Source organism: Sphingobacterium sp. B16(2022), assembly GCF_012030425.1.
Taxonomy (GTDB): domain Bacteria; phylum Bacteroidota; class Bacteroidia; order Sphingobacteriales; family Sphingobacteriaceae; genus Sphingobacterium; species Sphingobacterium anhuiense.
Map to the genome: position 1 here is coordinate 847,675 of NZ_JAAUVN010000001.1, position 16,583 is coordinate 864,257.

Annotated in this window: 11 protein-coding genes; 2 read left to right on the forward strand and 9 right to left on the reverse strand. The window is 39.3% G+C overall.

The window, feature by feature from the left end; genetic code table 11:
• Nucleotides 1–127: 127 nt before the first annotated feature.
• A complete protein-coding gene (locus HCX49_RS03860; RefSeq protein ID WP_168126214.1) occupies nt 128–940 on the forward strand; it encodes an AraC family transcriptional regulator in 813 nt (270 codons plus the stop codon).
• Here HCX49_RS03860 and HCX49_RS03865 read toward each other — a convergent pair.
• The 4 genes from HCX49_RS03865 to HCX49_RS03880 all read right to left on the reverse strand — a co-directional run bounded on the left by HCX49_RS03865 (nt 937) and on the right by HCX49_RS03880 (nt 6,192).
• Nucleotides 937–3,381 carry a TonB-dependent receptor gene (locus HCX49_RS03865; protein ID WP_168126215.1) on the reverse strand — a complete coding sequence of 815 codons (2,445 nt, stop codon included), beginning with the start codon at nt 3,379–3,381 and terminating at the stop codon, nt 937–939. The two genes, HCX49_RS03860 and HCX49_RS03865, sit on opposite strands and share 4 nt — an antisense overlap.
• Before the next feature lie 255 nt (nt 3,382–3,636).
• Complete coding sequence (locus HCX49_RS03870) at nt 3,637–4,551, reverse strand: helix-turn-helix domain-containing protein (protein WP_168126216.1); 915 nt, start codon at nt 4,549–4,551, stop codon at nt 3,637–3,639.
• A 58-nt stretch (nt 4,552–4,609) separates the two neighbouring features.
• Nucleotides 4,610–5,611: an aldo/keto reductase gene (locus HCX49_RS03875; protein WP_206368206.1), complete on the reverse strand. Its 1,002-nt coding sequence runs from the start codon at nt 5,609–5,611 to the stop codon at nt 4,610–4,612.
• Nucleotides 5,612–5,775: 164 nt separating this feature from the next.
• Nucleotides 5,776–6,192, reverse strand: a complete 417-nt coding sequence (locus HCX49_RS03880; protein ID WP_168126218.1) for a hypothetical protein — start codon at nt 6,190–6,192, stop codon at nt 5,776–5,778.
• 286 nt (nt 6,193–6,478) lie between these two features.
• Between HCX49_RS03880 and HCX49_RS03885 the strand changes: the two genes are divergently transcribed.
• The gene (locus HCX49_RS03885) at nt 6,479–6,688 is read left to right on the forward strand and encodes a hypothetical protein (RefSeq protein ID WP_168126219.1); all 210 of its coding nucleotides are present in this window, start codon (nt 6,479–6,481) and stop codon (nt 6,686–6,688) included.
• A gap of 74 nt (nt 6,689–6,762) precedes the next feature.
• Here HCX49_RS03885 and HCX49_RS03890 read toward each other — a convergent pair whose 3' ends face one another.
• Genes HCX49_RS03890 through HCX49_RS03910 form a run of 5 tightly spaced genes read right to left on the reverse strand, consistent with a single transcriptional unit; the run spans nt 6,763 to nt 16,538 of the window.
• Nucleotides 6,763–9,609: a M16 family metallopeptidase gene (locus HCX49_RS03890; RefSeq protein ID WP_168126220.1), complete on the reverse strand. Its 2,847-nt coding sequence runs from the start codon at nt 9,607–9,609 to the stop codon at nt 6,763–6,765.
• Nucleotides 9,610–9,636: 27 nt separating this feature from the next.
• Nucleotides 9,637–10,773, reverse strand: a complete 1,137-nt coding sequence (locus HCX49_RS03895; protein WP_168126221.1) for a TlpA disulfide reductase family protein — start codon at nt 10,771–10,773, stop codon at nt 9,637–9,639.
• A 10-nt stretch (nt 10,774–10,783) separates the two neighbouring features.
• A complete protein-coding gene (locus HCX49_RS03900; protein WP_168126222.1) occupies nt 10,784–12,163 on the reverse strand; it encodes a RagB/SusD family nutrient uptake outer membrane protein in 1,380 nt (459 codons plus the stop codon).
• Between the two features lie 18 nt (nt 12,164–12,181).
• Nucleotides 12,182–15,391, reverse strand: a complete 3,210-nt coding sequence (locus HCX49_RS03905) for a SusC/RagA family TonB-linked outer membrane protein (RefSeq protein ID WP_168126223.1) — start codon at nt 15,389–15,391, stop codon at nt 12,182–12,184.
• Between the two features lie 52 nt (nt 15,392–15,443).
• A complete protein-coding gene (locus HCX49_RS03910) occupies nt 15,444–16,538 on the reverse strand; it encodes a FecR family protein (protein WP_168126224.1) in 1,095 nt (364 codons plus the stop codon).
• Between the last annotated feature and the right edge of the window lie 45 nt (nt 16,539–16,583).

The window sequence follows — 16,583 nt, forward strand, 5'->3', positions numbered from 1 at the left end:
TCAATGGAGAAAAATCTTTGATTTTATATTCAAGAAGATGGATGATCATGGATTATAGGCTGAGGTTCTTATTAAGTTGTTTTGAAATGTAAATTTTCACAGTATTGTTTACTATAATTGTGAAGCAATGAAAGATCGAAAAAAGATAGCAATAAAAGATAAACTGGATGTTCAAAGGTTAATAAAAGTTGTTGATTTTGACCTGTCCAAAAATATAACTAGACCGCATAAGCATAATGGCTATTTAGAGCTTGTTTTTCTATCTTCTACGTCGGGAAAGCATATAATTGATGGTCAGGAATCAATTATAAAGACACCTTGTTTACTCATCATTCAGAAAGATAATGTACATCATTGGGAGCTGGTCAATCCGGTAAAGGGTTTTGTGCTGTTGGTAAAAGATGCTTTTGTGAGCCAAAGTTTGGATCTGGAAATAAATCGGCTGGTCGGTACTATTTGTCACTTCAACACCATATACTTCGATAAAGGTGCCGTTTTTGAAAATCTACTGAAGCTTTTAGCTGTGGAAGATAATAAAATTTGCCAAGAAGGCTTGTTTAAAGCTTTCTTGGCAAAAGTATTAGAATATAAAGCCAGTTCAAAACAGGCTAAATATACGCAGCAAAATCTTTATGACCGATTCTGTGAATTACTCAACAAAGAGATCAGAGTTGTAAACCATGTTGCCCACTACGCTTCTCAGCTGAATACGAGTCCACAAAACCTCAGTGCTAACTGCAAGACTAATGCCGATCAAACGGCGTCGGAGGTATTAGCAGGGTATATTATTAAGGAAGCCAAAAGACTGTTGTTCTATACCGCAAATACGATATCTGAGGTCGCATATGCCTTAGGGTTTTCTGATAAATCAAATTTTTCAAAATATTTTAAGCGTTATACGGGTATGACTCCTTCGGAATTCAAAAAACAAGGAAACTAAAATTCTTTTTCTCCAAATTCGCTTTTCGGTAGTTTAAATAATTTATTCAGTTTATGCATATTGAAGCTTAGATTAAGCAAAACTATATTTTTTTCATAAATGTAGTTTGTCGTGGTGTAGAAGTCACTGGAGTAGGTGGTAATTCGTTGTTCGTTTACACCCCAGTCACCAAGCTCAATGAATTGCCATTGCAATTGAGCCGTTAGTGCTCCCTTCCAAAAAGCTTTACTTAAATTAAAGTTCGGTACGATAAATCGGGAATCCATACCCTGTACGGTGGGTTTTTCTGATAAATAATTTAGCTGTAGTCCTGTACTCCAGTTTTTTAAGAAATCAGCCTGAATACCCGCATTAATGGAGTATACCCAGTCCTGATTTGTTCTGGTATCCTGATAATTTAACACCTGTCCTGAAATTTTGTAATGGTATACATTTAGTCCACCATTAACCTTCAGCCAGGAAATCAATCGACCTTCGCCACCTATCTCCGCACCATATCGAGAGGCATAATCGGCATTTGTAAAGACACGGCGAAGAATGGTATCTGCATAAACGGAATTTACTCTTTGGATCGGATTTTTAGTGTGTTGGTAATAGCCGTTAAAAAAAATGCTTCCTGTTTTTAGTTTTTTAATCAGTCCTGTTTCAGTATTTACAGTGAACTCGGGCAATAATTTCGGATCTCCCTGTTCTAAGGTTTCGGAGTGTTCCCGTTCTGGAATAGGATTCAGCTCAAAGTTATTGTTACGTTGCACCCGTCTGGATGCAGCTACTTTCCATGACCAACCGGATCCCAGATCGTGCATTAAATTAAAGGTTGGATATAGTTGATGAATAGCATAGGGATATTTCTGATCCGTATGAAGTAAATGCAGATCACGCTGGTAATATTCGTAGCGGAGACCTAGGGACAGCTGGGTAGCTGAAAATTGCTGATTATACTGTGTGAAAATAGCATGTACACGATTGGTCGCTGTTAGTTTACCAGTAAATTCTGGAACTAATTGCTGGTTGCCGCTGCCATTTTGAGAAGCGTAATAGTCGAAACTTCCTTTTTGGTTATCGTTCCTTAACTGGTAACCGGTCGATAATTCCTGATGATCAGATTTCCAGGTGTGCTGTAGGGAAAGTCTTAATCCATGAAGTGGATTTTTATACTTATTGTGGGTCCACTGTACTGTATCCACATCATGCTCGATATTTCCATTTTTGGTTGAGCCATAAATATGAGCATATTCATAGATAACACCCATTTGAAGGGAATTAGCGGTGTTGATTTGATATTGATAATTAAAATCAAACATGTAAAATTCTCCTTGTTTATTCTGGAGATTAGAATTGAAATAGTCTGTTCGGCTTATTTCCTCACCTGTAGATGGACGGATGGTCCTGTTGTTATAGTAAATATCGGCAAGTCGATCTTGAAATTTTCGGGAAGCTAGCATACCTAAGCTCACAGCATGTTTGTCAGATATTTCGTACGAACTGTTTACTCTCATGCCGAAGTTATATTTATCAAAGCTTCTTTCACCTTTTGAAGGAAAAATGGTCTGACGGTCCCCAATGACCGTATTGACATCACCTTCCCTAAATCCAGCATTATCATTTCTGAGATAATTTGCAGCACCATTTAATGCTAATTTTTTCTTTTTGTATTGGAAAGCAATGTCGCCTCCGAAACGCTTTTGCGGCTCACGATTATTATAGTCATCTATACTCGGTAAACCGGCTTGAAGATTGACTAACCAGGAAAATCCAGCGGCAGTAGATTTTTTTGTTTTTAGATTGATGATGCCACCTTTGCCATCCGGATCAAACTGGGCGGTGGGACTGGTGATATATTCTATTTCGGTGACATCGTTGGCCGCTATCTGATTTAAGATAGTTGCAGGATCCAGGAAAGAGGGTTTCCCATTTATTAATACAATGACACCCGTATTACCACGCATACTGATATTGCCACTCGCATCAACCGATGCTGAGGGTAAATTTTTCACAATATCCAATGCAGTGCCACCTGTGGCATTTTTGTATTGACTTGTCATATACGCCTGTCTATCACTACTGTGTTTTTGTGTTGCTGTATTGGCAGTAATGGCTACCTCTTGAAGATTTTGCCCAGTTGAAGCCAGTAATAAGGTTCCAATATCGATTTTCTTTTGATCCTTGATTTCAATAGACCGGTGTATTTGTTTGTAACCGATGAATTTGACATTGATTTTGTATTTTCCCTTCTTGATATTGGAAAATCGAAAAGCTCCAAGTGAATCTGTCATCATTCCATCGATTACCTTGTTGTAGGTATCAAGTAGGCCAATACTGGCATAAGGTATTGGACTGTTTGACAAGGAGTCTTTAACCAGACCGGAAAGCTTTATGCTCTGGGCAATTCCAAATTGAACTGTTAATAAGAAGTAAAGTGCAATTAAATATCTAATCATTGGGCTTAAGTTTGGGCAAAAGTAGAAAAGATAAAAAGCTTTCTGCCCAAGATCGCATATTATACCCCAATTTTTTCAAATGCACTTTTTTATACCATTTCTTACCACTTTTTATCACAGGAGCGGATAAGTCGTCGGCATTTGGAGAATGATATGGTGATCCCTGACGGGGTTATTGAATAAGGAGTACTGAAGTAGCCCGTGACGTAGTCTCTAGGAGGTTTTGATCCTGATAACGTTTTAATAATTAAACGGTCAATTAAATGACTGTCTAAATTCTAAAGGTGATCTTTCGGTTTTCTTTTTGAAAAGTTTACTGAATGATTGGGGATATTCAAAACCTAACTGATAAGCAATTTCACTTACAGATAATTCCGTTGTTGACAATAGTTCTTTGGCTTTTTCCAAGAGCTGGTTTTGAATATGTTGCTGTGTAGTTTGCCCTGTCAAATTTTTCAGCATATCATTGAGATAGTTTGATGATACCGATAATCGTTCGGCGAAGTACTGAACGGACGGCAGGCCTAATACACTTAAATCATCATGTTGATAATATGCATTTAATAAATCCTCAAATTTTAAGAATAAATCATTTGACGCTTTTTTACGTGTAATAAACTGACGGTTGTAAAAGCGGTTGCAATAATTCAGCAACAAATCAATATGAGAAACAACAACATCTTGTGTGTAGTTGTCTATCATGGCTTCAATTTCCTGTTGAAGATTTAGCATCAGTCCTGAGATTACGGACTCTTCTTTGTCCGAGAGATGCAATGCTTCATTGTTTGCATATGCGAAAAAACCGTATTCTTTAATACGTTTTGCTAAAGCATAACTTTGAATAAAATCGGGATGAAAAACAATCATCCAACCTTCCACTGTTGATGAACTGTTTTGTTCAATCGAAAATAGTTGTTTGGGTGCAAAAAAGGTCATTATCCCATCGTCATAATCATAATATTGCTGACCATATTTTACTTTTCCGTCAAAATTCTTTTTCAGATAAATCGTGTAGAAATTATAGACAATCGTTAACATTTCTTCAGCAACACAAGAATTGATCTCATCAAGATTCACAACACTTACTAAAGGATGTGCTGGTTTTTTGATGTTTAAGAAATGATGAAGTTCTGAAACTGTGTTTAGAAAATAAGTTTTATTATTTTTCATTTTATAAATTTATAAAAAAAACAGTGGATAAACGTTAATTTATCCACTGTTTAGCCTGTTACAAATTAACGCCTTTCATACTTTCAGCATCGTATCTTGCGCCTGTTTCTGTACCCAAAGGAATAATACTTTCCAAACGGTTCAGATCGTCTTGCGTCAAAGAAATACTCGCTGCTGCTATATTCTCTTCTACATATTTTACGCGTTTTGTCCCTGGAATTGGCGTGTGACCTTTAGCAATAACCCAAGCAATAGCCAACTGTGCAGAAGTGATATTTTTTTCAACCGCCACTTTCTTAATTTCATTTACCAATTCTACATTTTTGAAAAACTGCTCACCTTGATATTTTGGTATAAATCTTCGGAAATCATTTTCATTAAAATCTTCTGGTTTTTGTATTGTTCCGTTTAAAAATCCACGCCCTACTGGTGAGTATGCGATTAAGCTGATCCCTAATTCTTTTAGTGTATCCAGAATGCCCAGTTCTTCAATTTGTCTTTCAAACAAGGAATATTCGGACTGTACTGCTGTAAGTGGGTGAATCTGATGTGCTCTTTTGATGGTTTCAGAATTTACTTCCGAAAGACCGATATATTTTATTTTTCCTTCTTTTACCAATTCGCCCATCGCTGCTACGGTCTCTTCAATTGGTGTACTGGTATCCAATCGATGCTGGTAATACATATCAATATAATCGGTACCCAGATTTTTCAGGGAACGTTCTACGGCTTTTTTTATGTAATTTTTACTGCTATTGAATGCGCCAGTTGCCTGTCCGTTGTCGTCAATTTCGAATCCGAATTTTGAAGCTATGATGTATTTTTCTCTATTACCCTTGATCGCTTTTGCTATTAACTGTTCGTTAAGAAAAGGACCATATATATCTGCCGTATCTAAAAAATTGCCACCCAGCTCCAATGAACGATGGATAGTAGCGATCGCTTCTTTTTCATCTGCTTTTCCGTAGATATCTCCACCGAAACCTGTTGTCATACCCATACAGCCAAGACCAATCGGTGGTATGGTAAGTCCTTGACTGCCCAATTTTACTTCTTTCATGTTGCTCATAGATCTATTATTTTTAATTTAAATCAAAATTATGATGAGAAACCTGATCAAAAGTGTTCAAATCACGGAAGGTTGTATCCAAAAAGTTTGCCCCTAGCCGGTCATCTATTCTGGTGATACTGCGGAAGGCTGGATTTTTACCGGAAATCATGATGTCATTGGTCGGTGGTCTTGCTGCGAACAGAACGTTGGATCTCATCGATAAGCAATTGTGCGTCATTTATTTGAATGAGATGTCCACTTTTTGAAGATTTGATCCAAGTACTGTTAGACGATAAATTGAGCAGGTCGCTCTGCACATCGTTTACTGATGATTTAAATTCTTGCTGAACAGCCATGCCTGATTGGAAAACTACCGTATATGTGCCGGTTCCCTTCTTTACATAATATAGCGGAGCTCCGTTGATTTGAACAAAAGTTTTCTTTTTAAAATGAGTTCTCTCTAAGCTCCATCTGCAAAATTGTTCATATAATACGCCGTTGAGCAGTAAAGAAGTTATTACTAAAAATAACCATTTAATAATGTATGGATACGAGTAATACAGTGCAGTATTATATGTACACTGTTTCATATCATCGGCCACCACTTAAAGTTCTTTTTGCAACTGTTTGATCGCATCTCATGCAAGTAATTTTTGGTTCCATTGACAGTAGGAGAGAAACGGTTCAGTGGGATAATGGTCCAAGTTCAACCTCAAATTTTGCAGGTTGAGTAAGTTTGTCATTAATGGATATTATCATCTTTCTTATTTTTGGTATAGACCTAATGATCTGGTCAATGATGAATAGGCAATTTATTAATATTTAATTTCTGCTGATATGATGAAATACAAATTGGTTTTTTCAGTCTGTAAAAACATGATATTAAGAAGACACGAAATAATGTCTTATCTGCAACTGCATATTGGCAATTTGGAACTGACTACTATTGAATTGGAAGATAGCAGGTTTACGATGTCGATTAAATCCACTGAACGGTTGGAATATAAGATTCAGCGCTTAATTCTATCAAAGGGGCTTCAGATCGGATTTATTTCCTGCGAAAATATTGAAACCCCATCTCTTTAAGCTCCGATACAGGATGGTAACTTGTCAATAAAAGTATCCCGTCCGAATATAATCGAACGGGAATGATTGATTTATTATTTATTCGCTTCAGGGAGTTGAACAATTTTAATGACATTTTTGTCGCTAACAAACTTCTTAGCAATGTTTTTAACATCATTTTGGTTTAGCTTATCTCGTAATGCTGAACGATTGAAGATGCGATACATGTCATCTCCATTATAAAGATTAGAATAGAGGTAATTAGACCAGAAGTCATTGGTTTTCATGGCTGCTTCGTAGCTCAATTTGTCATTGGTTTTAAACTTGTTGAGATTGTCTTCCGAAGGACCGTCATTTTTTAATTTCTCAATTTCTTCTAATGAATATTGAGCCAATTTATCTGCATTTGCTACCGAACAACTGAATCCTACCGAAATTGTATAACGCTCGTCAGGGATTTTGTTGTAGTCCATTTGAATGGATGGCGAGTATACACCGCCTTCTTCTTCGCGTAATCTTTCCAATAGACGGATTTCTAAAACTTCTCTAAATGCCTGTAATGCAATATTATTTTCAGCGTTGTAATCGTAACCACCCGAAAGAATCAGATAGACCATGGCTTTGTCTTCTTTGCTCAGCGCTAGTTTTTTCTCGATCTTACCTGCAGGTATATTGATGTTTAGATTGCGGAAGGTGGGTGCTTGATTACCTGTACTCGGCAATCCGCCAATGTAAGTGGCTATCAGTGGCTTGATCTTTTCTATATCAAAACTGCCTACAAAAGTAAAGTTATAGCCTGATGCATTTGAAAAACGCTCTTTGTAGATTTCAAATGCGCGTTGTGGATTGATTTGGTTGATTTTGTCAATAGTCAAGCCCGTACGACGGATATTATTGCCCGATAGGATAGCCATCAGGGAGTCCTGAAAGACAGCGTCACCGTTCTTGTCGCGGTCCTTTAAACCGTCTTTTGCATTGTCTAGTATGCCTGCAATGACGGTCGTGTCGAGACGTGGTTCGGTGAAGTAACCATACATCATCTCCAGTGCCAGCTCTAGATCTTTGTTATTAGAGAACCCACCTACGCCTTGTGCTGTTTCGGTGATAAAGGACGATGCGGATGCTGTGCGGCCAGCCAACGATTTTTCGAACTGGTCGGCTGTATAGTTGCCCAATCCACTAGCTCCAACAAAATTAACAGCATTGTTGGCGCTCTGAAAGTCTTGGTCGTTGTAAAGCGAGGTACCGCCGTAAGAAAAACCTTGAAAACTAATCTGGTTGTTTTGAAAGTTAGTGGGCTTTAATGTGACCTTAATATTGTTGCTCAATGTTAAGGTCGTGGTGCCAAGGGTTTCATCCTTTACCTCTTTAACGATTGTGCCTGCTTGAGGTTTGCCTGTCAATAGCGATTGATCATTGGATTGTTCAGCGTAAGGGCTTGTTTTCTCTTTTGAAAGAGCGCTTATCCAACTCACGAAAGTTGCTTCGTCTGGAAGCTGTGCTTTCTCTTGTTCTGGCGCCAGCACAGTAATGTCGCGATCTGTGTCCTTGAGGTTCTGAAGGAGTACTTGCTGAATATCTTGTAATCCTATCGTTGGAAGGATACTGTTGATCAAAACTACTTCATGATCGATACCCGGTGAAGCGATACCATTTAGGAAGTGCTGGATATATTCGTCGACGTATTGCGAAGAAGAAATTTTGTCTTTTTCTTGATGGATATTTTCAATTTGGTTGAGATACGAATCTTTGGCACGTTGTAGTTCTGCTGTGGTAAAGCCATGTTGCTGTACACGGAATATTTCACGCCAAACAGCATCAAAACCTTCTTTTAAACGACCAGGTTTGGCGTTGATCTGTATCTGAAATACATCTAATCCACCCATAAAGGCACTCAATGATGTGCCACCGCCTAGAAATGGTGGATTGGCGGTACGAAAAATTGGGTTGTACCGATTGGCCATCATATCGTTAAAAAGTGCGCGGATAATAGACTGCTTGAAGTCTTCGGCACTTTTGAGTTTCTTTTCTGGAAACTTGATACTGATATCGATCGAGGTGGAGGTGATCTCGGGATCGGTTACAACCAAAAATTGATTTTTACCTTTTAATGGAATTTTATAGTCTGGCCTTACTGTTGGTTTTGCTGGATTTTTAAGAGTTGAATATTGTTTTTTTAATAATTGTTCTGTTTTATCGACATCAATGTCGCCAACGACAATAATAGCTTGCAGGTTGGGACGATACCAATTTTTATAAAAACTTTCGATCTCCTTGTAGGGAAAATGCTGAATAACCTGTTCAGTACCGATCGGAATTCGTTCTGCATAAAGCGAATGATTGAGCGCAACAGGCAACGTTTTGTCTTGTATGCGTTCGCCCAAGCTTTTTCCGGCACGTTTCTCTTCCAATATGACACCACGTTCTTTGTCGATCTCACTATGATCTAAGCTGATGCCTTGCGCCCAATCTTGAAGGATCTGAAAGCCGTTGTTGATCAATTGGCTGTCATTGGATGGTAATTGCAGCTGATACACTGTTTCGTTAAAACTGGTATAGGCATTGATGTCGGCACCAAAACTGATACCATTTTTTTGTAGATAATCAACCAGAGCATTGTTGGGGTAGTGTGTGGTACCGTTAAACGCCATGTGTTCCAGAAAATGGGCCAAGCCTCGTTGTTGTTCATTCTCTAAGATGGATCCAACTTTGTTGACAAGGTACATAAATACCCGCTCTTGCGGTTCGGTATTTTTGCGGATATAGTAAGTGAGGCCATTGGTCAGTTTGCCATAACGTACATTTTTATCAAGGGGCAAAGCCGTGGTATCGGCACTTTGTTTGGTCCATACGATTTCGGTATTGCCAGGTGCAGCACTGTTGTGGGCAAGCACGGGGCTAAAACCTAAAAGAGAAAGATAGAGCAGTTGTTTTAAATGCATTGGTGATTTAGTATATAAAGTGTTGATTTAAAATATGTTTTTTAGTGATTCGTGAAGCGCTTCGCCACGTAGATTTATCCCGATGATTTTTCCGGTTGGATCCAATAGAAAGTTTGATGGAATACTTTTGATATGGTATTGACCACTTACTTTACTCTCTGGATCGACAACGTTGACCCAGGTCATACCATCGTCGGTGACTGCTTTTTTCCAACTGTCCAGCATCATATCTGTGGAGATGCCTAATACTTCAAAACCGTTGTCTTTGTATGTATCGTAGGCTTTTTGTACATGTTCATTTTCGACGCGGCAAGGAACACACCAGCTTGCCCAAAAATCAATGAGAACGTATTTGCCACGAAAGTCGTGCAGATTGATCTGTTTACCTGTGGTATCGGCCAATGCGAACTCAGGAGCGATGTCGCCCATTTTAAGGTTATCAAGATTGCGTAATTGTTCTAAAAGCTGTTGTCCAAGTGGGGTACTTTTAAGTTTAGGATTGAGCTTTTCGTATAAAGTTGTTACCAGCTGTTGGTTGGCAGTATCTTTAAGTAATCGCTCTAACTTGAACAAACTGAGTGCATCGTTTGGATGTTGGTCTATGTATGTAGCTTGTTCTTTGCTGAGCTGTGCCGACCATTTGTTGAGGTCGACATCGATTTTATTGATGATCGCCCGTGCAGGTGAATCCATGCTGAAGCTGTCTTGAGAAAGTATTTCTTCGGCTTTGAAATATTCGGTCGTAAGGGTACTTATATGATCTATGATGGTTTTGTGCGTTTCGTCAAATTGCTGAGCATCGCTATTGAGAGCTGAACCACTGATACGGGCTTTATGGAAATTGCCTAATGTGCCGTTAATGGTTATTTTTCCTTTTTCAATATAAAAATCCAGTGTTTCTGATCGTTCACCTAAAGTATTTATGTAAAATAAATTGGCCATTTCGGGGCCTTGGACTGTTCCTTTGAAACGAAAGGTTCCTTGATCAATGCGTGCAGAATCTAAGCTGAAATCGGCATCATAACGTTGCAGAAATAGCATGCCTTTTTGTTCCTTGGGTACCCCATTAAGTGTTCCTTGAATGAGATAAGAGGCTTTTTCTTGGGCATAAAGTGTGGAAATTGAACCGAGCAGTGCTAGGGTTAAATGGGTGATGGCTTTCATTGTATATGGTTTAGTTTGTATATCCTGGATTTTGTTTCAATAGCCTGTTGTTTTGAATTTCGGTAGTCGGTACAGGGTACAGCTGAGCATACGATTTCCATATACCTGGCTTAGCTTTGGACATAACGGCATCGGCTATTCCTAAGCGTTTGAGTGTAAACCAACGGTCTGCCCATTCGAAACACAGTTCAACTTGGCGTTCGTGTATAATGGCTTCCAATGCTTCTTGTTTGGGGATATTGTTGGAAATATGAGTTAAACCAGCTCGTTTGCGAAGGATATTGATATCGTCTAAGGCTGTGGATTGACCTAACTGCAATCTGGCTTCTGCACGATTCAGGTATTGTTCGCTGAGGCGTAGTAACGAGGTGTATTCATTGTTGGGCATACCATTATCGCCATCTGTGCGGTATTTGTAAACGATATAGCTCGTCGTTGATTCTTGAAAATTGGTGTAATTGTCTTTGCGTCTATCACCTGATTCGAATGCGTTTAATAAACCGTTCGCGTCATCGGTCACGGCATAGCTTGTAAATTCGCTCAAGGTGTATCCTCCGATGGAAGAGCCCAAGCTATTCCACAGCTGGAGTATTTGCTCGGGATTATTTTTGACGAAGATATCCATTGCTTTGGTGCCATCTTGGGAATCGAATTGTCCTAGTCGATAGAGTTGCTGCTGCGCTATGACCTGACTAGCGGATTGCTCTGCTTTTTCCCATTCTTTTGTGAAGAGATACATACGGGAGAGCAGGGCTATAGCGGCCCATTTGTTGGCCCGAACGCGTTCGCCCTGGTATTGAGCGTTAAGGAGCTGGCTTGCGTCTTCAAGATCTTTAATAATCTGATCATATATTGTTGCAATGGCCATTCGGGGTTTGATACGTTCTTCTTTATAGTTGCTGGATAGGACTAAAGGCACCTCGCCATAAAGATTGATTAAAAAATAATAATTCAATGCACGCATAAATTTGGCTTGTCCAAGGACTTCATTTTTTCCAGCTTGTGTCATGCCTGTGGACTGGGCTACACCTTCTTCCATTGCATTAGCGATGCCGATAACGCTATAGCAGGTTTCCCAATAGCTATTTGTAGATCCTGAAAATGGGTTTAGGTTATAGTTGTACATAAAAGTCAAACCTTCACTGAAGTTATTGATGCCAGGTTGGAATTCGTCGGAGGAGAATCCGGTATTCAGTGAGAGATCATTTTGTACCGTTGCAAACTTTCCATATAGCGCTAGTACGACACTATCTGCAAGTAAGTCATTATCATATATTTGTTTAGTCGTATAGATGTATTTGGGCGTTACTTCTAGTAACTTATTACAGCTGGTCGAAAGTAAAGCTATTGGTAGCATGCAGGTTATGATGTATTTAAAGTTCTTTTTCATTTTATGCTGTATAATTTTTTAAAATGAGCTTCTTACTCCTAATGTAAAAGTGCGTAACATAGGCATGTCGATACCTGTCTCGGGATCTGTTCCTTTGAATTTGGTTAGGGTGAATAAGTTTGCTCCAGTGGCGTAAGCACGCAGATTTTTCATTTTTATTTTTTCAAGAAACTGATGTGGCACTTGATAGCTTAATGTCACATTGTTAAGCCGTAAATACGATGCGTCAACATAGTTCGCATTGGAGCTGCTATAATTGGACATCACCATCGAGTTGGTGGTGTAGGCTGGAAATTTAGCCTCTTGACCAACTTGTTGCCAACGATCAAGAACCGCGATGGGAGCATTCACGGTGCTTCCTGCTCCTGAGAAAGGAAAGAAATACGAATTTTTATTTTTCTTAAAGCTGAAAAAGATATCTAAGTCAAAGTTTTTGTAGTTAAAGGAGTTGCCAATTCCACCAAAAAAGGCTGGAATATTGGGTGCTAGTACGGTATAGTCATCTGGAAAGCCAATCTGACCATCACCGCTGATATCTTCAAATTGGGGTTGTCCGTCTGTTGGGTTGATGCCCAGGTACTTATATCCCCAAGTTAGGCTGAGGGGTTTTCCTAGCTGATAGGTTATGCTATAGGGTGATCCTGCTAGGTCTGGAAACGAGAGCAATTTATTTCGATTGATGCTCATTGTAAAATTGGTTTTCCAGGTGAAAACTAAATTATTGATGGGGGTAGTCTGTAAACTAAATTCCCAACCACTGTTTTCTACAATAGCATCCAGGTTTTGGTTAACGGAATTGTAACCTACCTGTGTCGGTAGACCATAGCCAACAAGTTGATTGCCTGATCGATTGCGGTAATAATTGACTTCAAGTACGATCCGATCTTTCAGAAAGCCCATCTCTGCCGCAAGATCAAGTTTCTTATTTACTTCCCATTGGTAGTTTGCGTTGAAAAGATTGGTCGGTAAGAATCCTTGACCGAGATAATTCTCAAGACTTCTGGCATAGTTGACAAAATAGGAGTAATCGCCTATATTGTCATTTCCCGTAAGACCATAACTACCGCGGAGCTTGGCAAAGCTGATTCCGATGTTGTTGTCCTTGAGCCATGTTTCTTCACTTAATATCCAGGCTGCACCAAGTGACCAGAAGTTTCCATACTTATTGCCAGTGCCAAATCGGGAAGAACCATCACGACGGATTGTTCCATTTACTACATATTTTTGGTCAAAGGTCCAACCAATTCGTGCAAAACCTGACAGAAAACGGTATTGCCGCTGTGCTTGTAGGATATCAATCCGTCCAGCGGCGTTAATATCTTCAATTAAGCTGTCGTCTAAATAGTCGGCGCCAGATTTGTTGATACTTTCGTTTTCACTATTGATGTAAGTACCACCCAAAAGGGCATGGAAGGCATTACGACCTATGACTAGGTCATAATCCAATTGGGGTTCAAAATTGAATGTTGCTGTCGTGGCATCTGTAAACGAGTTGTTGCCGGGGGTTGGATAGGCAGGATTAAATGATCGTCTTGGGTTGAGTGCCATTTGATCCATGTGCATGCGGGTATAACCCGTGTTAATTTTGGATACTAGATTCGGTAGTATGCGGTAACTTAATGACAAGTTGTTTACTATATTTTTTGTTTTATTCGCTATAGTTTGTTCGAGCTGTGCAATCGGGTTTTCTAGTCCCCAATTCAATTCGCCGTCGGCAGTATAGAGGGAATAATTGGGCGGTAATGTCAAGAAGTTATTAAAGGAAAGTGGTATGATATCATTTTTATCTGTTGCATAGCTAGCTGATAAAGATGCTGTAAACTTTCCATCGGCAGTGTTGTAATCTAAGTTACTTCGAAAATTACCTATTGAAAGGCCATTTTTCTTGTCGTAAACTGTGTTTTCACGGCGAAACCCGCCACCAAGCAAATAACTGAACCTGGACGAACCGCCTGAAAGGGATAACTCGGCATTGGAAGTATGTGCGATATTGTTAAAATATTCCTTCTGCCAATTGTGGTCTTCTGTTTGGCTCCAGGAGAATAAATCGGGATAGGCTTCTGGAGTTATTTCAATACCATCATTTTTTGCGGCTTCTCGACGCATTTCCAAGTATTGCGCTGTGTTGAGCATTTTCATATGACGACCAATGGAAGCAAAACTATGGTAATAGTCTGCACTGAGGGTAGCGCGGCCTACTTTGCCACGCTTCGTGGTGATCAAGATGACGCCATTGGCACCACGTGCTCCATAAATTGCTGTTGCGTCTGCATCCTTCAGGACCTCAATACTTGCAATGGTGCTCGGATCTATACTTTTAAGCGGACTCTCACCTAAGATGGAGTGGGTCAATTTATTGGCGCCTATATATGCTAATGAGTTATTGTTGAAGGGAATGCCGTCAACGATAAAAAGAGGCTGTCTGGCTTGACCATCTTGATTGACAGTATTGACACCACGGATCTGTATTTGTGTCTGTATACCGGGGAGGCCACTTAAGGTGTTGATAAGTAGACCGGGAACGCGATTTTGTAAAGCGATTAGCGGATCTGCTGTTGGTGTTTTCTCGATAGTGGCTGCAGTTACTCCAGAGGTTGACCCTGTATTGAGACGTTTGGAAACCTGTTGCCCATAGGAGAGTACGCTGACTTCATCCAATACAGTCTGTGTCTGCAACAGCTGCATATCAATCTTTTTTTGATCTGCTGATACGGCTAATTGTCTCTCTTCATAGCCAATGGAACTAAAAACCAAGGTATCCAAATGATTGGTCCGCTCTATACTGAAAGCTCCTTTTTCATTTGTGAAAGTTAATTTGTCGTTGCTTTTATTATAAATAGTGACCAATTCTATGGGACCAGACTTGTCTCGTACTGTTCCGTTTATAAAAAGTTGCTGTACTTCCTTCTGCTTTTTAGTTTTGTTTTCTTTTGATTTTTCTTCATGTAAAATGGTAATTTCTTTACCTACGATCTTGAATGAAAGAGGGAGGTTTTGAAAAGCTTCTTCCAGAACTTCCCGTAGCATTTTATCTTTAGCCTGTACGGTTACAGTAGCATTTAGGTCAACTTGATTGCTTGAAGCAATGATGTTATAACCAGTTTGCTGCCTAATGATAGTAAACAGTTCTTTGAGGGATGGTTTTCCGTGATAATTGAGCTGTTGTGCGGATAATGTTGTTCCCGCTAGCACCGAGGTGACCAATAGCAAGGTTTTTAGGCGATTCATTTGTGGTTTGTTGTTTTTAGGTTAGTGTGTTTGTTTTCTAATTAGGTCTGTTTTATTTCTTATGGATAACTATTTTGCCATCTTGATATTCAAATTTTATTTGATTGGTACTTTCGAAAAATGCGAGTGTTTTTGCTAAAGATTGGTTTTTATCAATTGACCCCCAGAATGATAAGGTTTTGATGTCTGTTTGCTTATAATCAAATTCAACATTGTACCATCGTGAAAGGGTTGCTAAAATATGCGGTAAAGGTTCGTTATCAAAGAGGAAATATCCTTTTTTCCATGCGATAGCTGCTTCCATGTCAGCAGGAAGAATCTGAGTGGACGAACCGGATATAAGAGATCGCTGGCCTGGCCGCAGACGGTGTTGGTTGACTTGGACAGCTCCTTCAAGAAGTGTGGTCTCTACATACCTGCGTTCGTCATAACTATTGATGTTAAATACGGTTCCTAATACTTTTACCTGTTGATGGTTTGATTTTACTATAAAGGGTTTATGTGGATTTTTGCTCACTTCAAAATAGGCTTCTCCCTCTAGTGATACTTCGCGTTGGGTATTGCTGAATTGCACTGGGTATTTTAAGGTAGAAGCTGCATTTAACCAGACTTTACTGCCATCTGGGAGTGTAACTTGGTATTGACCTCCTTTGGGAACTTCTATCGTCAATAACTGAGAATGAAGTTCATCTTTGCTGATGGCTGATCCATCAAAATAGACTGCTGTACCATTAATGATTTTTACACCTGATTTTTCCCCATTGAGAACAATGGTCGAACCATCATCTAGTTTTAGTATGGCTTGGTCTTTGCCGGGCTTAAATTGATTTATTGCTGCGATTTTATTTGATTCATTCCATCGGTTTTGATAGAAGAAGAGTACACAAACTGCTATGAGTATAGCTGCTGCGGCACTCCACCATAATGGTGATCGGTAAATGGGTTTGCGGATTGGTGCTGTTGAGCCAATCTGTTTATGAATGTGAGCAAGAATATTGTTTTTTTGTTCCTGGTGTTCTAAAGTGTTAAGCGTCCAATCTTCTGCAGTTTGGGCATCATACCAAGACTCAATGAGTTTGTTTTCTTTTTCTGAACTTATACCAAGTTCATACTTCAACAGTATTTCTGCGATATCTTTCTGTTCCATTGGGGACATTGTTTATATCATAGTTGCACCAAGAGGCACTTGGTG